Here is a 21908-nt window from a genome sequence, read left to right on the forward strand (position 1 = left end):
TCCACAACCTCCCGGGGCATTACAGCTAGGGCTTGATGTTCTGGTTCATGTGGAACAGGTTGCCCGGGTCGTACGCCCGCTTGACCTCGACCAGGCGGTCGTAGTTCCCCTTGTAGTTGGCCCTGATCCGGCTCTGGTCGTCATCGGCCATGAAGTTGATGTAGCCGCCGTCCTCCGAGTGCGGGGCGGTCGCGTCGTAGTAGTCGCGGACCCAGGCGATGTTGGCCTCGTTGTCGGCGGGGTCCGGCCACATCCCGGCGATGACCGTGGCGAAGGACGCGTTCCGGTAGGCGAACGCCGTGGCGTCGGGCGCGACGCGGTGGCAGGCGCCGTTGATCGGGTAGATGTGGACGGTCGAGTTCACGGCCGGCAGGCGGGCGCCGTGCTCCACGTGCGCCGCGATCGCGGCGTCGCTGAGCTCGGTCACGAAGTTGGCCTTCCAGTAGTGCTGGAGGCCGGGCGGTACGAGCGCGTCGAAGGCGCTGTTGAGCGCCGGGTACGGCATGGGACCGACGTGCTCGGCGACCACCGGGGCGAAGTCGTGGAAGGCCTGCAGAGCACGCTCCCCCTCGTCCAGCGGCCCGGACCAGCACGCCACGATCAGGGCGAAGGTGTCGCCGTGCCGGTCCTCCGGGATGAACGGGAGCGGCGGGGCGATCTGGAAGGCCGGGAAGCCGCCCAGCTCCTCCGGCGCGTCGGCGATGTACTCGGTGAAGGAGCGCAGGACGGTGGCGGCGTCCGCCAGCTCGAAGAGCATCGGTCCGCCGTAGATGTCCTTGACGGGACTGAGCCGGTACTCGAAGGAGGTCACCGCGCCGAAGTTGCCGCCGCCGCCGCGCAGCGCCCAGAACAGGTCCGCGCTCTCCTCCTCGCTCGCCACGAGGAGCTGCCCGTCCGCCGTCACCACATCGGCCGAGATCAGGTTGTCGCAGCTCAGGCCCAGTCCGCGGGCCAGGTATCCGATGCCGCCGCCGAGCGTGAGCCCGCCGACGCCCGTGGTGGAGATGATCCCGCCGGTCGTGGCCAGCCCGAAGGCGTACGTCGCCGCGTTGAAGTCGCCCCAGGTGGCTCCGCCCTCCGCGCGGGCCGTGCGCCGCACCGGGTCCACGCGGACGCCGCGCATCCCGGACAGGTCGGCCACCACACCGTCGTCGCAGGTGCCGAAGCCGGGCACGCTGTGCGCGCCGCCCCGCACCGCGAGGTCGAGCCCGTTCTCGCGGGCGAAGTCGACCGCGGCCATGACGTCGCCCGCGTTGGCGCAGCGCACGACGGCGGCCGGCCTCCGGTCGATCATGGCGTTGTGGACGGTGCGGGCCTCGTCGTAGGCCTCGTCGTCCGGGGTGACGACCGTGCCGCGCACCCGTTCGCGCAGCTGGTCGATCGAGAGCTTGCCCATGGCCATCGCTCCTCGTACGTCGTTTCCCGCGGGGGCCGCGGCCGCGCTACGGCTGCAGGTGGCTGAACCCCACCTCGAAGCGTTCGACCGACACGACCCGCTGGCCTTCCCGCTGCGCGGTCTCCTCGCGGATCCGGGCGGCCTGCTCCTCGCTGTCCCGCATGGTCCGCTCGTCGTCCCACAGGGTCAGCGTCTTGGCCTCCCCCGTGGCCCGGTCGACGAGGTAGTAGACGCCCCGGAAGCCGGGAACGTCCTGGACCAGCCTGACGATCGCCTCCGAATTCGCGGTCACATCTCCCCCCGCGGGGACCGGTGATCCCTGGTAGGTGCTCAGCCTCGCGAACATCTGCGGCAGTCCTTCCTGACCGGGCCACCGGTCGGGGAACAGGCGGCTCCACGACCAGGGTGCTCCGGCACGGCGTCCCCCGCATGCCGGAGCGGGGCCACAATGGGTGGTGAGGGACGCGTCTGCCGTTGTCGTTGCGGAGAGGCGGGACGTCGAGTGCCGTACATAGCTGTGACCGCCCTGAGTCATGCCGGGCTGGTGCGCGAGCACAACGAGGACAGCCTCGTCGTCGGACCGTGGACCCTGTGCGGGACCGTGACCCAGAATCCCCAGACGCTGGTGTTCCCCTTCGGCAGGCCGCTCGTCGTCGCGGTCGCCGACGGACTCGGCGGGCAGCCGGCCGGCGAGGTGGCCAGCGAGCTGGTGGTGCGCCAGCTCTCCTCGCTCGGTCCCTCGCTGGACGGCGAGGAAGCCGTCAGTGACGCGCTGAGCCTGTGCAACCGCGCGGTGTACTCGGCCACCGAGGGCCGGCCGGAGCTGGCCACCATGGGGACCACGGTCGCCGGGGCCCTCGTCCTGCCGGAGACACTGCTGGCGTTCAACGTCGGCGACAGCAAGGTCTTCCACGCGGCGCAGGACGGCCTGCGCCAGGTGAGCGTGGACGACAGCCCCGCGCCGGCCCCCGGACACCGCACCACCTCGGCCGTCACCCAGGTGCTCGGCGGCAGCCGCGGCTACAACGAGATCACCCCCCACATCGCGGCCTTCGCCGTGTCCGAGGGGGACCGCTACCTGGTGTGCAGCGACGGGCTGACCGATCCGGTGCCCGACGAGGAGATCGAGGACCTGCTGCGGGTCCACGACGACGGCAGGGCCGCCTTCGAGCTGTGGAAGGCCGCCATCGACGCCGGCGGCCCCGACAACATCACCCTCGCGCTGGTCCGCATCGGCGCCTAACGGGCGGGCCCGTCGAGCTGGTCCGTGAGCCGTTTCAGGGCCCTGGCGCCCATCGGGGCCATCAGCGGGTGCAGTACGCGGTCGGCCGCCCCGAGGCCCGGCAGGCGCAGACCGCCGAAGAAGGCGAGCCGGGTCCCGCCCCCCTCGGCCACGGCGGCCATGCCGCCGAGGACGAACCTGCTCTGCATGAGGCACCAGCCCGGCCGCAGCACGACGTCGAAGCGCGCCCGCAGGCCCAGGGGGCTGCGGGCCCTGGCTTCGAGGCGCTCGCCCACGGCCGACGTCACGGTGAAGGTGCCGATGTCGGTGATCATCAGGGGCAGCTGGTTCTCCAGGTCGGAGGCGATCGCCCAGACCCGGTCGAAGGGAGCGTCGAGCAGCTGCTCCGCGAAGGTGGTGCCCGGCGTGCTGCGGGCGATCACGCGCAGCCGGCGGACGGCGTCGAGTTCGGCGACCGGCCAGGATTCGTTCAACGGTCCCACGCCTTCCGGAAGGTGCGGCGGGCCCGGAAGAGCCGGGTCCGCACGGTGGGTGCGGGCACGCCGAGGAGCGCGCTCACGGAGTGCTCGTCCAGCCCTTCAAGGTCCCGCAGGACCAGGACGGCCCGGTGCGCCGGGGAGAGCCGCCGCAGTACGTCGCGCACGTCCGCGGCGAGCTGGGGATCGTCCCGCGCGGGCACGTCGTCGAGCGGGTCCGGGACGGCCCGGGCGGCCGCCCGGGCGATGCGGACCGCCTCCCGTACGGCGATCACCCGAGCCCACCCGAACAGCGCGGCCGGTTCGCGGAGTTGACCGATGCTGCGGAAGATCACGATCAGTGCCTCCTGCGCGGCGTCCGGGCCGTCCTGCAGGGCGATGGGGCCGCACAGCCGCCCGACGTAGGGGGCCAGCAGGTCCAGCAGCTCCTGGATGGCCATCCGGTCGCCGCGCTGGGCGGAGCGCACCAGCGCGGCCAGGTCGGCCGGATCGGTCCCTGGAATTCCCATCGCCTTCCTCCTGCTTGACGGTCCCTCAGGAGGGAAGAGGGAGTCGACCGGCCGGAACGTTCCCCATGACCTGCGTCACACCGGACGCGCCCGGCGAAGGCGCACCCGGCGGCGCCGGCGGGGGCGGGCGGCGCAGGCCCGCGCCTGCGCCATTTCCACCGGAAAACCGCGGGGCCGGCCCCATGGGGGGCCGGGCGCCCGGGCCGCAGCACACGGCCGGGAAAATATCCCGCGGAGAGCGCAGAACTTCGGAGGGAAATCCTGGAGGAAATCTGTCATGGCGAGAGTAGACATGGTCTCCCATCAGGGTTAGCGTCTGTCACGTGACCCCTGAGAAGTCCCCGCTCGCCGACAGCCTCGACGACGACGACTACCCCGCCTACACGATGGGCCGGGCCGCAGAAATGCTCGGCACCACACCCGCCTTCCTCCGCACCATCGGCGAGGCCCGTCTCATCACTCCGCTCCGTTCGGCAGGCGGCCACCGCCGTTACTCCCGCTACCAGTTGCGCATCGCCGCCCGCGCCCGGGAGCTCGTCGACGGCGGTACGCCGGTGGACGCGGCCTGCCGGATCGTCGCGCTGGAGGACCAGCTCGAAGAGGCCCTCAAGCTGAACGAGGAGATGAGGCTCCGGCGCGGCGCTTCCTGAGGCGGCCGACCGTTTATATGACTTCCGACCCCGTATATCTGTTACTGCAAGTGCAGAATTACGTCCGACCGGCCACGAGATTTCACATCAGGGCGACGCGGGGCGGAAACACTTTCCCCGCCTGCCCGTTCCCCCTGTGCTACTGTGATGTCAGTTGCAGTTGTGGTTCCCAAAAAACTTACAAGTGCTCTCACCGGACTTTAGGTGGGCGCACTTTTTATTTCCGGTGCATGCAGTGAAATGTGCACGGTCCGGACGGGGCAATCATCACGGCGACGCCGGCATTCGCACAGTGCGAGTCCGGGCACTGCCCCAAAGGAGAATTCATATGGCATCTGGCACCGTGAAGTGGTTCAACGCGGAAAAGGGCTTCGGCTTCATCGAGCAGGAGGGTGGCGGCGCTGACGTGTTCGCCCACTACTCGAACATCGCCTCTTCTGGCTTCCGTGAGCTTCAGGAAGGCCAGAAGGTTACCTTCGACGTCACGCAGGGCCAGAAGGGCCCGCAGGCCGAGAACATCGTTCCCGCCTGACGCTGACGCGTTCACGCAGCTGAGGCCCGCACCTTGGGGTGCGGGCCTCGGCGCGTTGCTTTTCCCCTGCCCACGCCTGTCGCTCTGCGACGGCCCGCGTGGGCGGCGGGTGACGGCGCTCAGCGCCGGCCCGCCTCATCGTCCGGCCGGACGGCAGTGTCTCCCACGACGCGCCGCCTCGCCCCCTGCCCCGCACGCCGTCCGCCGGTTCCCCGGCTCTGCGACGCGCAGCGCGGCACTCTCTCCACGGCAGTCCGGCCCGCTCTTTCCGGCACGGCTCTGCCTCGTCTTTTCTTCGGCTCGTTCTCGCGAATCCCCCTGCCGGGAATTCCTCGATACGCGCCGCATCGAGGAAGGTTCTGCATGAACCGCACCACTCGCACGAACGACCGCTCCTCCCGCAGCCCCCGCACGGGCGGCTCCGGCAGCTCCGGCGGCTACGGCTCCTACGGGGGTTCCAGCGGCTCCGGCGGCTCCGGCCGCGGCAGCCGCTTCGGCTCGTCGGCCCCCAGCCGCTCCGGCGGCTCCGGCCGCGGCAGCTACGGCGGCCGCCGCTCCACCGCGCTCCAGGGCGAATTCGCCCTCCCCAAGACGATCACCCCGGCGCTCCCGGCCGTGGAGGCCTTCGCCGACCTCGACATGCCCGAGCAGCTGCTGGCCGCGCTCGGCACCGAGGGCGTGAGCGTCCCGTTCCCGATCCAGGGCGCGACCCTGCCGAACTCCCTCGCGGGACGTGACGTACTGGGCCGCGGACGGACCGGCTCCGGCAAGACCCTCGCCTTCGGCCTCGCACTGCTGGCCCGTACGGCCGGACAGCGCGCCGAGCCCCGCCAGCCGCTGGCCCTGATCCTGGTCCCCACCCGCGAGCTGGCCCAACAGGTCACGGACGCGCTCGCCCCCTACGCCCGCGCCATGAAGCTGCGTACGGCCACCGTCGTGGGCGGCCTGCCCATCGGACGGCAGGCCGGACTGCTGCGCGGCGGCGCCGAGGTCGTCGTCGCGACACCCGGACGGCTCAAGGACCTGATCGACCGCGGCGACTGCCGGCTGAACCAGGTCGCCATCACCGTGCTGGACGAGGCCGACCAGATGGCCGACATGGGCTTCATGCCGCAGGTCACCGCGCTTCTCGACCAGGTGCGCCCCGAGGGCCAGCGGATGCTGTTCTCGGCCACCCTCGACCGCAACGTCGACCTGCTGGTCCGGCGCTACCTGACCGACCCCGTCGTCCACTCGGTGGACCCCACGGCCGGCGCGGTCACGACGATGGAGCACCACGTGCTGCACGTCCACGGCTCCGACAAGAACGCGGCGACCACCGAGATCGCGGCCCGCGACGGCCGGGTGATCATGTTCCTGGACACCAAGCACGCCGTCGACCAGCTCACCAGCCACCTGCTGAACAGCGGTGTACGGGCCGCCGCGCTGCACGGCGGGAAGTCGCAGCCGCAGCGCACCCGGACCCTGACCCAGTTCAAGACCGGGCACGTGACGGTGCTGGTGGCGACCAACGTCGCGGCGCGCGGGATCCACGTCGACAACCTCGACCTCGTCGTGAACGTCGACCCGCCCACCGACCCCAAGGACTACCTGCACCGGGGCGGCCGTACCGCGCGCGCCGGCGAGTCCGGCAGCGTCGTCACCCTGGTCACGCCGAACCAGCGGCGCGACATGACCCGTCTGATGGCGGCCGCGGGCATCGTCCCGCAGACCACCCAGGTCCGTTCGGGCGAGGAGGCGCTGAGCCGGATCACCGGCGCCCAGGCCCCCTCCGGCGTCCCGGTCACCATCACCGCGCCGAAGTCGGACCGCCCCAAGCGCAGCACGAGCTCCTCCCGCGGGCGACGCAGCCGCCCCGCCCAGGAGCGACGTCGCTCCCTGGGCATGGCCGCCTGACCCGCCGCGCCACGCCGGTGTCACGCCGGCGCCCCGCGGGTGTCACGCTGGTCCTGTCACGCCCGTCCCGCCGCCACGCCCGACCCGCCGTCCCGGGTACTCCGTCCAGTCTGTGAGGCATCATGCGCTTCGTCATCGCCCGATACCCCTTCGACCTCGAGAAGAGCGAGGTGGAGGAGAAGATGAAGGGCGTCAAGGCCGAGCCCGTCACGGGAGCGTCCGTGATCATCAGCCGCCGCACCTACCCCGTCAAGCAGGTCGGCGAGGTCATCACCCGGCAGGACCGCCGCGACTTCACGGCGGCCGAGGTCACCCGGGCGCTGACCCGCCTCGGCTTCACCTGCCGCGACCTTTCGGTGCCCGCGCCGGCGCCCGCCCTGACCCCGCTGCAGGCTGCCTCGGCGCTCCTCGGAAGCCCGGCCGATGCCTGACGGCGCTTGCTAGAGTCGTTGTCCATGTCGATCCCTGACGACCTGCTCCTCGATCTCGCCGCCATGGTCGAGTCGGAGCAGACCAATCAGATGTCCCTGACCGTCGTGGTCCACGGCGCGGTCATCACGGGCCGCCTCGCCCCCGAGAGCGTCTGGCGCCAGCGAGTGGCCGAGGTCCTGCGGGACTCCGACCAACTGGGGCCGTTCGCCGAGATCTTCAGCTCCCCCGGACGTGACAGACAGAGCGGCGGAGCGCCCTCGCACCTGCACTTCCACGTGGCGCGCATCCTCCAGGGCACCCTGGGCATCCCCGAGACCGGCGGGATGTACCGGATCGCGGTCAAGGACGTCGGGGCCTGGACCGTCGGAGACTTCAGCTACTCCGACAAATAGCCCCGTTCCACCACACCGAAGACGGCCCCCGCGTTCATCCGCAGGGGCCGTCTCGCGTGCTGCCCCGGCGCCGCGCTGATTTCCCGGAAGCGGAATGCGCGTTTCCCGGTCGGACCAATCGCCGTGAAGACGGCGGCATTTCGGCCCGCCCGCCACCCTCCGACAACGACATGGCGACATCCCCGGGCGGCGCCGCACAATGTCGGCATGCGGATCTCGATCTCGATGCTGGGGGCCCTGGAGGTACGGGGCGAGGACGGAAGCGGCGTCGGAGTCGGCGGGACACGGCTGCGGGCCCTGCTGATCCTGCTGGCGCTCGAACCGGGGCGGGTGGTCGCCTCCGAGCTGCTGATCGACGGGATCTGGCAGGACGACCCGCCGTCGGGCGCCACGAACGCCCTGCAGGCACTGGTCTCCCGGCTGCGGCGGGCCCTGCCCGGCGTGGAGGTGGAATCGCATCCGGCCGGGTACCGCCTCGCCGTCGAACCCGACGCGGTGGACGTGGTCCGCTTCGAACGGCTGGCCTCGACGGGCCGCGGGGCCCTGGCGCGGGATCCGGACACGGCCGCGCGGGTGCTGCGGGAGGCGCTGGAGCTGTGGCGGGGCCCCGCCCTGCTCGACGTCGCGGGCTCCGACTTCTTCCGGGCGCCGGTGACCCGGCTGTCGGAACTGCGCATGGCGGCCCTGGAGGACCGGATCGAGGCGGATCTACGGGTGGGACGCGGCCGGGATCTGACCGGCGAGCTCACCGCCCTCGTCGCCGAACACCCCCTGCGGGAAGGGCTCGCCGGGGCGCTGATGCGCTCTCTCGTCGCGGCCGGGCGGCCCGCCGAGGCACTCACGGTGTACGGGAACGCGCGCGAGGCCCTCGCCGAGGAGCTCGGGGCCGACCCCTCGCCGGAACTGTCCGCGCTGCACACCGCCGTCCTGCGCGGCGAGGTCCCCGCGGGGCCGCCCGCGGCCCCCGCGCCGGCCCGTGTACCGGCCGCACCGCAGCCCGCCGACGCGCAGCAGCAGCAGCAGCAGCAGCAGACACATCAGCCACAGCCGACACCGACACCCACCAATCTGCGGGCCGGCCTGGCCAGTTTCGTGGGCCGGGACGACGACCTCGCCCACGTGCACGCCCTGATGGACCGGTTCAGGCTCACCACGCTCACGGGCCCCGGCGGCGCCGGGAAGACCCGGCTGGCCGTCCAGAGCGCCCGGCCCCTGCTCGGCCGGTTCCCCGACGGCGTCTGGCTGGTGGAGCTCGCACCGCTGAGCGCGGAGGCCGACGTACCGCAGGCGGTGTGGAACGCCCTGGCGCTCCGGGACCAGGCGTCGGCGACCGGCGACCCGCTCGACCGGCTCGCCGCGGCGCTGCGCACCCGGACCGCCCTGCTGGTGCTGGACAACTGCGAGCACCTGATCGGGGCGGCCGCCGCACTGGCCGACCGGCTGCTCGGCGAATGCCCCGGGCTCAGCATCCTGGCGACCAGCCGCGAGCCGCTCGGCCTCACCGGGGAGGCACTGTGGCCGGTCCGTCCGCTGGCGCTTCCTCCGCGGGACGCGGACGCGGCGCAGGCCATGTCGTACGCGGCGGTCCGGCTGCTGAACGACCGCGCCGCGGCGGCGCGTTCCGGTTTCGCGGTCACCGAGGAGACGGCCCCGGCGGTGACCCGGATCTGCCGGGCGCTGGACGGGATGCCGCTGGCCATCGAGCTGGCAGCGGCCCGGCTGCGGACGATGAGCGCCGAGCAGCTCGCGGCGCGGCTCGACGACCGGTTCCGGCTGCTGACGGGCGGCTCGCGGACGGCTCCGCGCCAGCACCGGACGCTGCGGGCGGTGGTCGACTGGAGCTGGGAACTGCTGACGCAGGCCGAGCGTGCGCTGCTGCGGCGGCTCGCCGCCTTCCCCGGCGGCGCCACGGTGGAGGCGGCCGAGGGGGTCTGCGCGGGCGGCCCGGTCGAGGTGGACGCGGTGCTCGACCTGATCACGTCGCTGGCCGACAAGTCCCTGCTGGTGACGGCGGGCGACGGGCGCTACCGAATGCTGGAGACGATCCGGGCGTACGGCCTGGAGAAGCTCACCGAGGCCGGTGAGCAGGAGACGGTCCGCCGGGCGCACGCCGCGTACTTCACCGGGCTGGCCGAGGCCGCGGACCCGTACCTGCGCCGGGCCGAGCAGCTGGAGTGGCTCGCGCGGCTCACCGCGGAGCACGACAACCTGGCCGCGGCGCTGCGCGGCGCGCTCGCGGCGGGCGACGCGCGGGCGGCCGTACGGGTGGTGGCGGCGGCCGGGTGGTACTGGTGGCTCAGCGGGCACAAGGCGGACGGCGCCGAACTCGCCGCGCAGGCGCTGGCGTTGCCGGTCGCCGGGGGGCCGGACGGGGGGCCTCACGAGAACGCGGCGGCGGACACGGCCGCGGACGACGAGTCCCGGGCCGTGGCGTGCGCGCTGGCCGTGCTGTTCACGACGGCCGGTGTCGGCGACGACCGGCAGACCGGGGAGCTGCTCCGCCAGGGGGTGCTGCTGGCGCAGCGCACGGGGAGCCGGCATCCGGTGGTCCGGTTCCTGGAGCCGCTGGACCGGCTGCTGCGGAGCGCCGGCCGGGGCGAGGCGCCGCCGGTGGACGCGTGGGACGGGCTGGTGGCCGACGAGGACCCCTGGGTACGGGCCCAGGGCCTGCTGGAGGGAGCCAAGACCCTGCTCGGGGCCGGCGGCCGGCCGGCGCGGGCGGAGGCCGCGATCGAGGCGGCCCTGGCCGCGTTCCGCGGGGTCGGGGACCGCTGGGGGATCTCCTTCGCGCTGACGCTGCTGGCCGACCTGGTGGCCCGGCGCGGCGATCACGAAGCGGCGATCGGCCACTACGAGGAGGCCGTCGCGGTCATCGGCGAGCTGGGCGTCATCGAGGACCGGCTGTACGCGTGGGTCCGGCAGGCGCAGTTGTGCCGGCTGGCCGGGGACCCGGAGGGCAGCGCGGCGGCCATGGCGCGGGCGGAGCGGGACGCGGAGGCGGCCGGCTGGCCCGAGACGCTGGCCATGATGGCGCACGGCAAGGCGGACCTGGCGCGCTGGAGCGGTGAGCCGGCCCTGGCCCGGGCCGAGCTGGCGCGGGCCAGGGAGGCGGTCCGCGAGGTCGCCGTCCACCCGGTGTTCCAAGTGGTGATGCTCGATTCCCTCGGCTATCTGGACGCGGCGGAGGGCGAGTTGGCGGCGTCCGGGGCCCACCGGGCCGAGGCGCTCGAACTGGCGCTGGCCTCCCTGCACGCGCCCACGGTCGCCCAGGTTCTGGTCGGCATCGCGGACCAGGCGGTCCGGCTGGACCGGCCGCGGGAGGCGGCGCGGCTGCTGTCGGCGGCCCTGGCGGTGCGCGGCGGGCCGGACCACTCGCGCGCCGACGCGGCGCGCGTGGAGAGCGCGGTGCGGGCCGCGCTCGGCGAGACGTACGACGAGCCGTACGAGCCGTACGAGACGTACGAGGAGCACGAGGAGTACGAGGAGTACGTCACCGGGGCGGCGCGGGACGGTGCGGGAGCCGCGCTGGAGTCCGTACGGGAGCTCGCGCGGGTCACGCTGGCCGGTCCGGTTCCTTCGGCGGAGGCGAAGCCCCTTTAGCCTGCTCCGGCTCGTTCACCCGGCAGCTCCTCCAGGAATCGCCGCTGGTCGGCGAGGAGGCCGGGCGGGAAGAGCGCCCGCGGGGCGAACACGGCCGTCAGGGTCAGCCGCCAGGAGGAGCGCTCGACGGGGGTGCGGAGCAGGGCGTGGGTCGCTCCCGGGTAGCGGCGGACCGTGAGCGTGCCGGGCGCGAGCAGGCTCCGGTAGACGGCCTCGGTCTCGGTGCCGTCCACGTTCAGGTCGTCGGCGCCCGAGATCAGCAGCACCGGGACGGCGGCCGTGGCCCCCTTGGCGCCGGTGGCACCCATGGCCCCCGTGGCTCCCTTGTCCCGCATCGCCCTCAGGTCCGCGGTCGCGTCCGCGGTGTGGTTGCGGCTGATGAACGTCCAGCGGTCCGCCGTGAGTTCCGGGTCGGCGCCCGGACTCGCGCGGTACTCCTCGTACGTCGCCCCGCGCCGCAGCAGCGCCAGCGTGGCCTCCCGGGTCCGCAGGGCGGCCGCCGTGCGCTCGCCGCCGGCCCCGTCCGCGCGGAGCACGGCCCGCAGGTGGTACTCGCCCTGGCGCTCCCAGTTCACGGCGGTGCCGACGGCGATGACGAAGCGCACGCCGGGGTCCGGTGCCTGCGCCACCACCTTGGGCATCACCCATCCGGCCTGGCTGGCGCCCCACAGGCCGATGCGGGTGGCGTCGATCTCGGGACGGGTGCGGGCCGCCCAGGCGAGGGCGTCGATGGTCTCGCGCGCCCGGTCGTCCATGGTCTGGCCGAGCCAGTCGGCGGGCTTGTCGAGGGAGAGCGAGGCGTATCCGGCCCGGGCGAAGGCCTCCCAGTAGGGGCGGTAGAAGCCGTCGTGGGTGGCGTCGACCTCGCCGTCGCCGTGCACGAAGACCACGAGCGGGAAGGGACCGGGGCCCCGGCCGACGGGCGTGGCGAGGACGCCGGGGAGGTCGTGGCCGGCGGCGGGGACGGTGACGCGCTCCTCGTGGAGGTCGTAGCTGTGCTGCCAGAGGACGACGCCGGTGAGGAGGAGGGCGGTGGCGAGGAGCGGGAGGAGGACGGCCAGGAGGACCCTGCGGACGCGGACGCCGCGGGGAGTGCGGCGGCGCGGCAGGGCGGGGGTGCGGGATGTGCCGGGTGTGCGGGGTGTGCGGGGCTCGGTCATGAGGGGCTCCGGATTCCTGCGCGTATTCGCTCATGTCAAGAACGATCGTATCGTCGATGAACGTATTATGCTTGTGCGTATGACGACGGAGAGCGTGGAGGTACGGCGCGGGATGCCCGAAGGGGCCGCCGCGCGCGTCGCCGAGCTGTACTGGGAGGCCTTCGCGGGGAAGCTGGGCCACGCGCTCGGCCCCGCGGAGGCCGGGCGCCGGTTCATCGCCGGGCACCTGCACGCGGACCGGGCGGTGACGGCGCTGTCCGGCGGCCCCGACGGCGGCCGGGTGGTCGGCGTGGCGGGCTACCAGCTGGGCGGGCGCGGCCTGGTCGGCGGCGACGCGGCCGCGGTCAGGGCCCAGTACGGGCGCGTACGGGGCCTGTACCGGGTGTTCCTGCTGGCCCTGCTGGAACGCACCCCGGCCCGCGACGAGCTGGTCATGGACGGCATCGCCGTGGACCCAGGCGAGCGGGGCCGGGGCATCGGCGGGCTGCTGCTGCGGGAGATCGAGGCGGTCGCCGTGGCGCAGGGATGCCGACGGATCCGGCTGGACGTGGTCGAGGAGAACCCCCGGGCGCGGGCACTGTACGAGCGGTACGGGTTCCGGGCGGTACGGGTGCGGCGGACGCCCTGGCTGCGGGACCTGCTGGGATTCGGGGGCGTGACGACGATGCACAAGGCGGTGGCGCGGTGAGCGGAACGGGCGGAACGGGCGGGACGGGCGGGACGGGCGACGTGAGCGGCACGGACGGCGCGGGCGGCACGGCTGATGCGGGCGGTACGGCCGCCGGCGCGGGCGGGATCCCCACGCGGATGGTCGTGCACGCGCTGGTCCGGGAGGACGGGACGGTCGACGGCGGTGAGCTGTACGAGGTCGCCGGGCTGCTCGGGATGACCGACCAGCAGGTGCGGCTGTGCGTGAAGCGGCTGGTGGCGGAGGGGCGCTTCACCGTGGAGGGGCGCGGCCGGCGGTCCGTGCTGCGGATGGCGGGCGCGGAGCCGGGGCCCGGGGGCCTGCCGCTCGTACCGGAGGTGGAGTTCGTACGGCACGCGTACCGGCAGGACCGGGGCCTGGAGCCGTGGGACGGGGTCTGGCACGCCTTCGCCTTCGCCGTACCGGAATCCGCGCGGGCGTCGCGGGACGCCCTGCGGGACACGCTGACCGGGCTGGGGGCGGCGCCGGTCCAGGGCGGCCTGTACGTCACGCCGAACGCCATCGGCCCGTACGTGCGGGCGCGGGCGGCGGAACTGGGCCTCGCGCAGTCCCTGAGCTGCCTCGGCACGCGGGATCTGGCCGTGGGCGGCATCACGGACCCTCGGGCCCTGGCGGAGCGGCTGTGGCCGCTGCCGGAGATCGCAGCCCGGTACGAGGCGCTGGGCGCCCTGGCCGGCCGGGCGGCTCCCGCCGGGCAGGCCGGGGAGGGCAGACCGGACGGTGGGGCGGTGGCCGGATCGGCGCAGGTCATCGCGCAGGCCGTCGCGCTGGCCGCCGCCTTCTCCGCCGCGATGCTGCCGGATCCGCTGCTCCCGCCGGAGCTGCTGCCGCGGCCCTGGCCGGGCAGGGCGGCCCGGGCGGCGGCGGCCGGCGCCTGGGCCCGGCTGGCGGCCGCCGCCCCGCCCGGCGGGCCCCGGCTGTTCCGCCTGTACGGCGAAGCCCTGGCCTGACCTGACCCGACCTGGCCTGACCTGACCCGACCTGGCCCGACCTGGCCCGACCTGGCCCCGCGAACGGGTTGGGTATGGGCCGATTCGGGCGGGTATACCTCCTGAAACAGCGCGACGACGTACGCACCCCCGGGGCCTCCGAACCCCGGGGACAGACCGTCGGAGGTGCGCGGCCATGCACCGTACAGACCTCACAGACGTCGCAACGCACGAGGCCAAGGCCCTGTCCGTGTCCCTGTTCCGGAGACTGGCCGAGCTGGAGAAGGGCAGCGCGGAATACGCCTACGTCCGCAACACCCTCGTCGAGCTCAACCTCAGCCTCGTGAAGTACTCCGCCCGCCGGTTCCGCGGCCGGAGCGAGTCGATGGAGGACATCGTCCAGGTCGGCACGATCGGCCTGATCAAGGCCACCAACCGGTTCGACCCGGAGCGCGGGGTGGAGTTCGCCTCGTTCGCGATGCCGACGATCACCGGCGAGATCAGACGCTTCTTCCGGGACACGAGCTGGGCCGTCAAGGTCCCCCGCCGGCTCCAGGAGCTGCGGATCGAGGTGGCCAAGGCGCACGACGCCCTGGAACAGGCCCTCGGCCGCGAGCCCACGGACGCCGAGCTCGCCGGGCACCTGCACGTGACGCCCGAGGAGCTCGCGGAGGGGCAGAAGGCGGCGTGCGCGTACTCCGCGCGTTCCCTGGACGCTCCGGCGCAGGAGGAGGGCGACCGGGAGGCCCACGACGAGCGGCCCACCCTCGGCGAGGAAGAGCGCGCGTACGACCGCATCGAGTGCCTGGAGACGCTCAAGCCGGTCCTGGCCGGGCTCCCCGACCGCGAGCGCACCCTGATCGCGCTGCGCTTCGGGCAGGACCTGACGCAGGCCGAGATCGGCGACCGGCTGGGCCTGTCCCAGATGCACGTGTCCCGGCTGCTGGCCCGGACCCTGGCGCGGATGCGCACCTGTCTGCTCACCGACGCGGCGGAGGACCCGGGCGCGGCCGACGGGACGGCCGACGGGGCAGCCGACGGGACGGCCGATGTGGCAGGCAACGCCGCAGGCAGCAGGACAGGCGACAGGGCGACCCCCGCCGCGTCCACATCCTGGACAACTACGCTCGTTTCATGAACGCAGAAGCCGACGCCCTCGCCACCGTGAAAGACGCTGACCGGAAGCACGTTTTCCACTCCTGGTCGGCGCAGGAGCTCATAGACCCGCTCGCCGTCGCCGGTGCCGAGGGGTCGTACTTCTGGGACTACCAGGGCAACCGCTTCCTCGACTTCTCCAGCGCCCTCGTCTACACCAACATCGGCTACCAGCACCCCAAGGTCACCGCGGCCATCCAGGAGCAGGCGGCCAAGCTGTGCACCGTCGCGCCCGGCTTCGCCGTCGACGTGCGCTCCGAGGCGGCGCGGCTGATCGCCGAGCGCACCCCGGGCGACCTCGACAAGATCTTCTTCACCAACGCCGGCGCCGAGGCCGTGGAGAACGCCGTCCGCATGGCCCGCCTGCACACCGGCCGGCCCAAGGTGCTGTCCGCGTACCGCTCGTACCACGGCGCCACCTCCACCGCAATCAACCTGACCGGCGACGCCCGCCGCTTCGGCAACGACACCGCGACCGCCGGAGTCGTGCACTTCTGGGGGCCGTTCGCCTACCGCTCGCCCTTCTACGCGACGACCGAGGCCGAGGAGTGCGAGCGCGCGCTGCGCCACCTCGAGGACACCATCGTCTTCGAGGGCCCGCAGTCCATCGCCGCGATCATCCTGGAGACCGTCGGCGGCGCCCCGGGCGTGCTCGTGCACCCGGACGGCTATCTGCGCGGGGTCCGCGCGCTCTGCGACCGCTACGGCATCGTCTTCGTCCTCGACGAGATCATGGTCGGCTTCGGGCGCACCGGTAAGTGGTTCGCCTCCGAGCACTGGGACGTCACGCCCGACCTGATCTGCTTCGCCAAGGGCGTGACCAGCGGCTACGTACCGCTCGGCGGGGTCGCCATCTCGGCCGCCATCGCCGAGACCTTCGCCCGCCGGCCCTACCCGGGCGGACTGACCTACTCCGGGCACGTGCTCGCCTGCGCGGCCGCCGTCGCGACGATCAACGTGATGGAGGAGGAGGGCATCGTCGAGCAGTCCGCCCGCACCGGCGCGGAGCTGCTCGGCCCCGGCCTGCGCGCGCTCGCCGAACGGCACCCGTCGGTCGGGGAGGTCCGCGGCCTCGGCACCTTCTGGGCCCTGGAACTCGTACGCAGCAAGGAGACGCGCGAGCCGCTGGTCCCGTACAACGCGGCCGGGGCGGACAACGCCCCGATGGCCGAATTCGGGGCCGCGTGCAAGAAGGGCGGGCTCTGGCCGCTCATCGCCGGGAACCGCATCCACGTCGCGCCGCCCTGCAACATCACGCCGCAGGACGTCGCCAAGGGGCTGGCGATCCTCGACGAGGCCCTCTCGGTGGCGGACGCACACACCGTCTGACCAGCGAATCTGTACGGTCGCCCAATCCGTGGGTGCTGGTGTTCGGATGATTCGTGCGGTGGCCGCCACCCCGTACACATGCTGCAATCCGTTGCAGGCCATGACACCAAAACAGGCCAAGCACCTACGGACCGGGATGCACGTCAGTCCCGGGGCGGTCCTTCGCGGAAGGGCCGAACGGCGGGGAGCGGGACGTCCTTGATTCGGGCGGGCGCTGGACGCCGGGCGTACGGGATCCAGACGACCGGACTCCGTGTTCCCGAGACCCGAAGGAAGACAGCATGAGCAAGCACGTCCTGGCCCAGAACCAGTACGGCAAGGCCGAGAACCGCATCGTGAAGGTCACCCGCAAGGGCGGCGACGGTTCCTGGCACGAGATCCGCGACCTCAACGTCTCGGTCGCGCTCCGCGGTGAGTTCCGCGACGTGCACCTCACCGGCGACAACGCCAACTGCCTGCCGACCGACACCACCAAGAACACGGTGTACGCCTTCGGCAAGGAGCACGGCATCGAGTCCCCCGAGGCCTTCGGCATCCTCCTCGCCAAGCACTTCGTCTCCTCCCAGCAGCCGATCCGCGAGGCGCAGATCCGCATCGAGGAGTACGTGTGGGACCGCATCCCGGTCCCGACGCGCAAGGAGCAGCACTCCTTCGTCCGCAAGGGCCAGGAGGTGCGCACCGCGCAGATCACCTACAGCGAGACGACGGGCCTGCAGGTCATCTCGGGTCTGAAGGACCTGACGGTGATGAACTCGACCAACTCCGAGTTCCACGGCTACATCAAGGACAAGTACACGACCCTGCAGGAGGCGTACGACCGCATCCTGGCGACCAAGGTCACCGCGCGCTGGGCGCATTCGGCGCTGGCCGCCGACGACGCCGGGTACGACTGGGACCAGTCGTACAAGAAGGTCCGCAAGAACATGCTGGAAGCCTTCGCGGAGACGTACTCGTACTCGCTGCAGCAGACCCTGAACCAGATGGCCGAGCGCGTGCTCGACAACTGCCCCCGCGTCAACGAGGTGCGGCTGAACCTCCCCAACAAGCACCACTTCCTCGTCGACCTGGAGCCCTTCGGCCTCAAGAACGACAACGAGGTCTACTTCGCGGCGGACCGCATGTACGGCCTGATCGAGGGCACCGTGCACCGTGACGGCGTGCAGCCGGTGATCGCGACGTCCGACTGGATCGTCGCCTAGCCCGAACCTCGGCCTCGTAGACCGTCAGTTCGGCCCGGACCGCGTCGCGGGGTCCGGGCCGCGCTGCTGCCCGGGGCGCGTGTGGGGCTGTGACCCGTTCGGCTGTGACCCGTTCGGCTGCGGCCCGTTCGGTTACTGCCGGTCCTGCTGCGAGCCGTCCTCGGGCTGCCCCACGAGGAGGTTCCAGCGCCCCGCCCGCCCGGTGAGGGTGGTCACCGACTCCGGCCGCACGTCGAGCCGCCAGAACGCCGCCGCGGGCAGGTCCAGGGCGTGCACCACGGCCGCCCGTACGACGGCCTGCTCGACCACGGCCCGGTGCGTGCCCGCGGCCAGACCGGCCAGTTCCGCCCCGACACGCGCGATCAGCGCGCCCACGGACTCCCCGCCCGGCGGCGCGTACCCGGGGTCCGTCAGCCAGGCGTGCACGGCCGCCGGGTCCTCGGCCGCCACCTCGTCCAGGGTGCGCCCCGCCCACTCCCCGGTGTCCAGACCCCGCAGGCCCTCGTACCCGGGGCACGGCCGCGCGTGACCGAAGCACCCCTGGCGGGCTGCTGCGTCCAGTGGGAGCCTTACGAGGTGGACTCGTATCAACGGGGTCTTCATAAGGGGAGCGTAAGCGCGGTAGCGTCACGCACAACACAACTGCATGACGACGGTCGGACGGAAGTACCGGTGAGAATCCGGCACGGTCGCGCCACTGTGAAACCTCCCGGAGGGGGAGGCAAGTCAGACCCGCCACCGTCGTCGCGAGCACCACTGACCGGGACGCGTGTTCCCTCTGGAGGTTCCGCCATGGCCCACTCCGCCGTGCCCACGACGAACGCACCCGCCATTGCCCCGATCTCGCTCTCCGCGCTGGCCCCCTGGGCCGCGTTCGTCGGGATCCTGATGCTGGTCCTGCTCTACTTCGTCGGCGCCGAGCAGGGCGCCACCGCGATCTTCGAGGGCGAGACCATCCACGAGTGGCTGCACGACGGCCGCCACCTGCTCGGTTTCCCCTGCCACTGATTCCCCTGCCACTGACCTCCGTCTCCGCAAGGGAACCGAACCATGAACGTTTCCCCCCGCACGCTGCTCGTCAGGGGCATGCTCGCCGGCCTGCTGGCCGGTGCCGCCGCCTTCCTCGTCGCCTACCTCCTCGGTGAGTCCAAGGTGGACGCGGCGATCGCCATCGAAGAGGCCGCCGCGCACGGACACGACCACGGCGAGGAGGCCCCGGTCAGCCGGGCCCTCCAGGCCACGGCCGGCCTCGGCACCGGCGTCCTCCTGTACGGGGTCGCGCTCGGCGGCATCGCCGCGCTCGTCTACTGCTACGCCCTGGGCCGCATCGGCCGCTTCGGCCCGCGGGCCACGGCCGCGCTGGTGACGGCGAGCCTGTTCGTCACCGTGACCCTGGTGCCGTTCTTCAAGTACCCCGCCAATCCCCCGGCCGTCGGCGACCCCGAGACGGCCGCCCGGCGCACCGCCCTCTACCTCCTGATGATCGCCCTCAGCGCGCTGCTGGCGGCGGGCGCGCTGCTCCTCGGCCGGCGGCTCGCGCCGAGGCTCGGCAACTGGAACGCCTCGGTCGTCGCCGGCCTGGGCTTCGCCGTGGCCGTCGGAATCTCGTACGCGGTGCTGCCCGGCATCAACGAGGTCCCGGTGGGCTTCCCGGCGGCGCTGATCTGGGACTTCCGCCTCGCGTCCCTGGCCATCCAGACCACCCTGTGGACGACTTTCGGCCTGGCCTTCGCTTTTCTAGCCGAACGGGCCCTTGTGCCCACCTCCGCACCCAAGGAGGCTGTGCAGCCGATGAGTTGACCACGAGGGGGCCGGTAGTACATGCCGACGGCGATCAGGGAATGGCGGGGCTGGACGGGCGCGGCCCCGTTCTGGCTCAACTCGTTCCTGCTGCTCCTGGCCCCCTGCTGCGCCGTCACCCTGTTCGGCCAGATCGGCGTCATCGCCGCCCTGGCCGCCCTCGGCGGCCTGGCCCGCCACCTCTGGTACGGCGACTACGGCCACCCGGCCGTGCACCTCGCCGCCGTACTGATGGGGGCGGGCACCGCCGCCGTCGTCATGTGACCCGCTGAAGGCCGTCCTTCGAAGGGCACGGCCGAGCGGCGGCGCGGGAACGTGCCTACGCTGGAAGTGGCTCACAGGGAAGGCGGCGGAGTCATGATCGTTTTGCGCAGTCGGGCCCCCGCACTCGCCACTGCCGCCGCCCTGGCCGCCGCGGGCCTGCTGTGCGGGTACACGGATTCCGGCGGGAGGGCGTCTCCCACGGCGGAGGCGATGGCGCCGGCGTCCGCGCGGGGACAGCAGCCGGCCGACTGTCCGACCTCGCTGCCGGACAGTTTCTGGCGCGCACCCGTGGACACCCTTCCCGTGCACCCGAACTCCGCCGCGTACGTCGCCTCGATCGGTTCCGCGCAGCCCCTGCACCCGGACTTCGGATCGGGGCTCGTCGAAGGGCAGCCGTTCGGCATCCCCATCACCGTCTCGGACACGGCGGTGCCGGAAACGAAGGTCACCTTCGACTACGCCGAGGAGAGCGACACGTCCGGGTACCGCATCCCGCCGAACGCCGGGATCGAGAACGGTCCGGCGAGCGACGGGGACCGGCACGTCATCGTCTGGGACCGCGACCTCTGCAAGTCCTACGAGCTCTTCGACGCACGGAAGCAGACGGACACCGCCTGGCACGCCGGCTCGGGCGCGATCTTCGACCTGCGGAGCAACCAACTGCGGCCCGACGGATGGACATCGGCCGACGCCGCCGGCCTGGCCATCCTCCCCGGCCTCGCGCGCTACGAGGAGGCGGCGAGCGGGAGCATCGACCACGCGATCCGCATCACCGTGCCTCGCTCGGACCAGAGTTACATCTGGCCCGCCCGGCACCAGGCGGGCGCCGCGGCGGACGAGTCCCTGCCGCCCATGGGCCTGCGGCTGCGGCTCAAGAGCTCCGTGGACACCTCGCAGATGGCCCCGCAGGCCAGGGCCGTGGCCGAGGCGCTCAAGAAGTACGGTGCGATCGTCGCGGACAACGGCTCGCCCTGGTACCTCACCGGTGAAGAGAACTCCGGCTGGGACAACGCCCAGCTCGATGCCCTCAAGGACATCAAGGGGTCGGACTTCGAGGCGGTCGACACCTCCGGCATGCAGCAGTCTCCGGACTCGGGAGCCGTCGCGCCGAAGTGACCGGCCTACCGGCCTACCGGCCCACCGGCCCACCGGCCCACCGGCAGGTTCACCAGCGCGTCGGACAGCGGCCGTTCGCGCAAGGGGCATGGGCGTGACCACGTCCGCGCGCCTGCCGCGCACCACCGACACGCTCCGGGGGATCCCCGCGCACGACTCACCCGTTCGGGTGCACGCCTTCTGGCCCCGGCCGGGGGCGGGGGGACCCTCCGCGAGCTGCGAAGACGCCCGGATCGGGCGACGACACGCCCGTGACGCCATGTCAGTCCCCCGTGTTTCACAGGGTGCCGATGGGCAGAGGAGGTGTCCACTGCTCACATGACCCGGCCGTACGCGCCGGACAGGAGGGAATCCCATGCCCCGCGCCAAGTGGGTCGTCACCGCACTGACGGTGGCTCTGCTGGCCACCACCATCGTGGTGTTGCAGCGGACCGATGGGGCCGAGCACGCGGTCGCGACCACCGACGACGCGCTGCCCTCACGGGCGTTGGGGCTGTCCGGTCACCGCCGTCTCGTGCGGGAGCTGGAGCAGGCCGGCGAGCAGGCCCCCGGCCGGGGGGCAAGGCCGCCGGGAACCGCCGCCGGGCCGCTTCGGGCGGTCACCGAACCGCTCCGGGCCGCGCAGCCCCTGCGGTTGCGCATCCCGAGCCTGGGCGTCGACGTGCCGCTGACCGGCGGGCGCGAGGAGGTCTCCTGGGACACCGGCGGCCCGGCTCCGGGTGCGGCCGGGACGGCCGTGGTCACCGGGGACGGGCTCCGTCTCGGCGAGCTGCGGCGGGGCCGGACCATCGAGATCCCCCGCGCGGACCGCCGTACGGCCGTGTTCACCGTCGTACGCATCTCGCCCGGGGCCGTTGGCGGCCGGGAGGAAGCGGCCGGCCGGGCCCAACTCCGGCTGGTCGGCGGCGAGACCGCCGTGCTGGCCCGGCTGACCGGGCAGCGCCGCACGCACTGAACCCGCGCGGTGCCCCACCACCGGCGAGGGCGGCGAGTCATCTCCTCACCGGGTCGGGCCGCGCCCGTCGGCCGGAGCGGGCCGCACCGCCCGGCCGTCCGCCGTGGGGGGTGTCTTCGTCGCCCGGTCGGGGGCTTCTTGGGGCCCGTCCGGGAGTCTTTCGGCG

The 21908-nt window shown here is 72.9% G+C and carries 23 protein-coding genes; 17 read left to right on the top strand and 6 right to left on the bottom strand.

The window, feature by feature from the left end; genetic code table 11:
* Window positions 1–25 precede the first annotated feature (25 nt).
* Entirely contained in the window at window positions 26–1396 is a 1371-nt protein-coding gene (locus OG534_RS17490; RefSeq protein WP_326588985.1) for an FAD-binding oxidoreductase, read from the bottom strand.
* Between the two features lie 46 nt (window positions 1397–1442).
* Window positions 1443–1688, bottom strand: coding sequence for a hypothetical protein (locus tag OG534_RS17495; protein ID WP_326588986.1), 246 nt, complete (start codon window positions 1686–1688; stop codon window positions 1443–1445).
* Window positions 1689–1898: 210 nt separating this feature from the next.
* On the opposite strand from OG534_RS17495, the gene OG534_RS17500 reads away from it, so the two are divergent.
* Window positions 1899–2639 carry a PP2C family protein-serine/threonine phosphatase gene (locus OG534_RS17500; RefSeq protein WP_326588987.1) on the top strand — a complete coding sequence of 247 codons (741 nt, stop codon included), beginning with the start codon at window positions 1899–1901 and terminating at the stop codon, window positions 2637–2639.
* Here OG534_RS17500 and OG534_RS17505 read toward each other — a convergent pair.
* Window positions 2636–3112, bottom strand: a complete 477-nt coding sequence (locus tag OG534_RS17505) for a hypothetical protein (protein WP_326588988.1) — start codon at window positions 3110–3112, stop codon at window positions 2636–2638. The two genes, OG534_RS17500 and OG534_RS17505, sit on opposite strands and share 4 nt — an antisense overlap.
* Window positions 3109–3624 carry an RNA polymerase sigma factor gene (locus OG534_RS17510; RefSeq protein WP_326588989.1) on the bottom strand — a complete coding sequence of 172 codons (516 nt, stop codon included), beginning with the start codon at window positions 3622–3624 and terminating at the stop codon, window positions 3109–3111. The genes OG534_RS17505 and OG534_RS17510 overlap by 4 nt, the downstream gene beginning before the upstream one ends.
* Before the next feature lie 386 nt (window positions 3625–4010).
* On the opposite strand from OG534_RS17510, the gene OG534_RS17515 reads away from it, so the two are divergent.
* From OG534_RS17515 to OG534_RS17540, 6 genes are all read left to right on the top strand, one after another.
* Window positions 4011–4274 (top strand): MerR family transcriptional regulator, encoded by a 264-nt coding sequence (locus tag OG534_RS17515; RefSeq protein WP_326593679.1) that lies wholly within the window; start codon window positions 4011–4013, stop codon window positions 4272–4274.
* Between the two features lie 328 nt (window positions 4275–4602).
* Window positions 4603–4806, top strand: a complete 204-nt coding sequence (locus tag OG534_RS17520; RefSeq protein ID WP_030011983.1) for a cold-shock protein — start codon at window positions 4603–4605, stop codon at window positions 4804–4806.
* 363 nt (window positions 4807–5169) lie between these two features.
* The gene (locus tag OG534_RS17525) at window positions 5170–6702 is read left to right on the top strand and encodes a DEAD/DEAH box helicase (RefSeq protein ID WP_326588990.1); all 1533 of its coding nucleotides are present in this window, start codon (window positions 5170–5172) and stop codon (window positions 6700–6702) included.
* Window positions 6703–6824: 122 nt separating this feature from the next.
* Window positions 6825–7133 carry an SCO5918 family protein gene (locus OG534_RS17530; RefSeq protein WP_326588991.1) on the top strand — a complete coding sequence of 103 codons (309 nt, stop codon included), beginning with the start codon at window positions 6825–6827 and terminating at the stop codon, window positions 7131–7133.
* Between the two features lie 24 nt (window positions 7134–7157).
* Window positions 7158–7526: a hypothetical protein gene (locus OG534_RS17535; protein WP_326588992.1), complete on the top strand. Its 369-nt coding sequence runs from the start codon at window positions 7158–7160 to the stop codon at window positions 7524–7526.
* A 207-nt stretch (window positions 7527–7733) separates the two neighbouring features.
* A complete protein-coding gene (locus OG534_RS17540; RefSeq protein WP_326588993.1) occupies window positions 7734–11126 on the top strand; it encodes an AfsR/SARP family transcriptional regulator in 3393 nt (1130 codons plus the stop codon).
* Here OG534_RS17540 and OG534_RS17545 read toward each other — a convergent pair.
* Window positions 11123–12286 (bottom strand): alpha/beta hydrolase family protein, encoded by a 1164-nt coding sequence (locus OG534_RS17545; RefSeq protein ID WP_326588994.1) that lies wholly within the window; start codon window positions 12284–12286, stop codon window positions 11123–11125. The two genes, OG534_RS17540 and OG534_RS17545, sit on opposite strands and share 4 nt — an antisense overlap.
* A gap of 79 nt (window positions 12287–12365) precedes the next feature.
* Here OG534_RS17545 and OG534_RS17550 point away from each other — a divergent pair, with 79 nt between their 5' ends.
* The 5 genes from OG534_RS17550 (at window position 12366) to pucL (ending at window position 17607) form a co-directional block, all read left to right on the top strand.
* Entirely contained in the window at window positions 12366–12974 is a 609-nt protein-coding gene (locus OG534_RS17550) for a GNAT family N-acetyltransferase (protein ID WP_326588995.1), read from the top strand.
* Between the two features lie 119 nt (window positions 12975–13093).
* Window positions 13094–13945: a PaaX family transcriptional regulator C-terminal domain-containing protein gene (locus tag OG534_RS17555; protein WP_442807230.1), complete on the top strand. Its 852-nt coding sequence runs from the start codon at window positions 13094–13096 to the stop codon at window positions 13943–13945.
* Window positions 13946–14120: 175 nt separating this feature from the next.
* Window positions 14121–15062 (top strand): SigB/SigF/SigG family RNA polymerase sigma factor, encoded by a 942-nt coding sequence (locus OG534_RS17560; RefSeq protein ID WP_326588997.1) that lies wholly within the window; start codon window positions 14121–14123, stop codon window positions 15060–15062.
* Window positions 15059–16408, top strand: a complete 1350-nt coding sequence (locus tag OG534_RS17565; protein ID WP_326588998.1) for an aspartate aminotransferase family protein — start codon at window positions 15059–15061, stop codon at window positions 16406–16408. Before OG534_RS17560 ends, OG534_RS17565 begins: the two co-directional genes overlap by 4 nt.
* A 281-nt stretch (window positions 16409–16689) precedes the next feature.
* Window positions 16690–17607, top strand: a complete 918-nt coding sequence (gene pucL / locus OG534_RS17570; protein ID WP_326588999.1) for a factor-independent urate hydroxylase — start codon at window positions 16690–16692, stop codon at window positions 17605–17607.
* Between the two features lie 132 nt (window positions 17608–17739).
* On the opposite strand, the gene OG534_RS17575 is transcribed toward pucL, so the two are convergent.
* Entirely contained in the window at window positions 17740–18210 is a 471-nt protein-coding gene (locus OG534_RS17575; protein WP_326589000.1) for a histidine phosphatase family protein, read from the bottom strand.
* Window positions 18211–18399: 189 nt separating this feature from the next.
* Between OG534_RS17575 and OG534_RS17580 the strand changes: the two genes are divergently transcribed.
* From OG534_RS17580 to OG534_RS17600, 5 genes are all read left to right on the top strand, one after another.
* A complete protein-coding gene (locus OG534_RS17580) occupies window positions 18400–18615 on the top strand; it encodes a CbtB domain-containing protein (protein WP_326589001.1) in 216 nt (71 codons plus the stop codon).
* A 42-nt stretch (window positions 18616–18657) separates the two neighbouring features.
* Window positions 18658–19407 (top strand): CbtA family protein, encoded by a 750-nt coding sequence (locus OG534_RS17585; protein ID WP_326589002.1) that lies wholly within the window; start codon window positions 18658–18660, stop codon window positions 19405–19407.
* A gap of 21 nt (window positions 19408–19428) precedes the next feature.
* On the top strand, window positions 19429–19671 hold the full coding sequence (locus OG534_RS17590; protein WP_326589003.1) for a hypothetical protein: 243 nt from the start codon (window positions 19429–19431) through the stop codon (window positions 19669–19671).
* A 93-nt stretch (window positions 19672–19764) separates the two neighbouring features.
* Window positions 19765–20787 (top strand): hypothetical protein, encoded by a 1023-nt coding sequence (locus tag OG534_RS17595; protein ID WP_326589004.1) that lies wholly within the window; start codon window positions 19765–19767, stop codon window positions 20785–20787.
* 355 nt (window positions 20788–21142) lie between these two features.
* Window positions 21143–21742 carry a class F sortase gene (locus OG534_RS17600; RefSeq protein WP_326589005.1) on the top strand — a complete coding sequence of 200 codons (600 nt, stop codon included), beginning with the start codon at window positions 21143–21145 and terminating at the stop codon, window positions 21740–21742.
* Window positions 21743–21908: the final 166 nt, after the last annotated feature.

This window comes from Streptomyces sp. NBC_01294, from assembly GCF_035917235.1.
Taxonomy (GTDB): domain Bacteria; phylum Actinomycetota; class Actinomycetes; order Streptomycetales; family Streptomycetaceae; genus Streptomyces; species Streptomyces caledonius.

What these genes read in the sequence shown, in the direction of transcription:
- OG534_RS17490 (WP_326588985.1), bottom strand. Translation starts at nt 1,396, where the DNA reads ATGGGCAAGCTCTCGATCGACCAGCTGCGCGAACGGGTGCGCGGCACG.
- OG534_RS17510 (WP_326588989.1), bottom strand. Translation starts at nt 3,624, where the DNA reads ATGGGAATTCCAGGGACCGATCCGGCCGACCTGGCCGCGCTGGTGCGC.
- OG534_RS17515 (WP_326593679.1), top strand. Translation starts at nt 4,011, where the DNA reads ATGGGCCGGGCCGCAGAAATGCTCGGCACCACACCCGCCTTCCTCCGC.
- OG534_RS17520 (WP_030011983.1), top strand. Translation starts at nt 4,603, where the DNA reads ATGGCATCTGGCACCGTGAAGTGGTTCAACGCGGAAAAGGGCTTCGGC.
- OG534_RS17525 (WP_326588990.1), top strand. Translation starts at nt 5,170, where the DNA reads ATGAACCGCACCACTCGCACGAACGACCGCTCCTCCCGCAGCCCCCGC.
- OG534_RS17530 (WP_326588991.1), top strand. Translation starts at nt 6,825, where the DNA reads ATGCGCTTCGTCATCGCCCGATACCCCTTCGACCTCGAGAAGAGCGAG.
- OG534_RS17535 (WP_326588992.1), top strand. Translation starts at nt 7,158, where the DNA reads ATGTCGATCCCTGACGACCTGCTCCTCGATCTCGCCGCCATGGTCGAG.
- OG534_RS17540 (WP_326588993.1), top strand. Translation starts at nt 7,734, where the DNA reads ATGCGGATCTCGATCTCGATGCTGGGGGCCCTGGAGGTACGGGGCGAG.
- OG534_RS17545 (WP_326588994.1), bottom strand. Translation starts at nt 12,286, where the DNA reads ATGACCGAGCCCCGCACACCCCGCACACCCGGCACATCCCGCACCCCC.
- OG534_RS17550 (WP_326588995.1), top strand. Translation starts at nt 12,366, where the DNA reads ATGACGACGGAGAGCGTGGAGGTACGGCGCGGGATGCCCGAAGGGGCC.
- OG534_RS17555 (WP_442807230.1), top strand. Translation starts at nt 13,094, where the DNA reads ATGGTCGTGCACGCGCTGGTCCGGGAGGACGGGACGGTCGACGGCGGT.
- OG534_RS17560 (WP_326588997.1), top strand. Translation starts at nt 14,121, where the DNA reads ATGCACCGTACAGACCTCACAGACGTCGCAACGCACGAGGCCAAGGCC.
- OG534_RS17565 (WP_326588998.1), top strand. Translation starts at nt 15,059, where the DNA reads ATGAACGCAGAAGCCGACGCCCTCGCCACCGTGAAAGACGCTGACCGG.
- pucL (WP_326588999.1), top strand. Translation starts at nt 16,690, where the DNA reads ATGAGCAAGCACGTCCTGGCCCAGAACCAGTACGGCAAGGCCGAGAAC.
- OG534_RS17575 (WP_326589000.1), bottom strand. Translation starts at nt 18,210, where the DNA reads ATGAAGACCCCGTTGATACGAGTCCACCTCGTAAGGCTCCCACTGGAC.
- OG534_RS17580 (WP_326589001.1), top strand. Translation starts at nt 18,400, where the DNA reads ATGGCCCACTCCGCCGTGCCCACGACGAACGCACCCGCCATTGCCCCG.
- OG534_RS17585 (WP_326589002.1), top strand. Translation starts at nt 18,658, where the DNA reads ATGAACGTTTCCCCCCGCACGCTGCTCGTCAGGGGCATGCTCGCCGGC.
- OG534_RS17590 (WP_326589003.1), top strand. Translation starts at nt 19,429, where the DNA reads ATGCCGACGGCGATCAGGGAATGGCGGGGCTGGACGGGCGCGGCCCCG.
- OG534_RS17595 (WP_326589004.1), top strand. Translation starts at nt 19,765, where the DNA reads ATGATCGTTTTGCGCAGTCGGGCCCCCGCACTCGCCACTGCCGCCGCC.
- OG534_RS17600 (WP_326589005.1), top strand. Translation starts at nt 21,143, where the DNA reads ATGCCCCGCGCCAAGTGGGTCGTCACCGCACTGACGGTGGCTCTGCTG.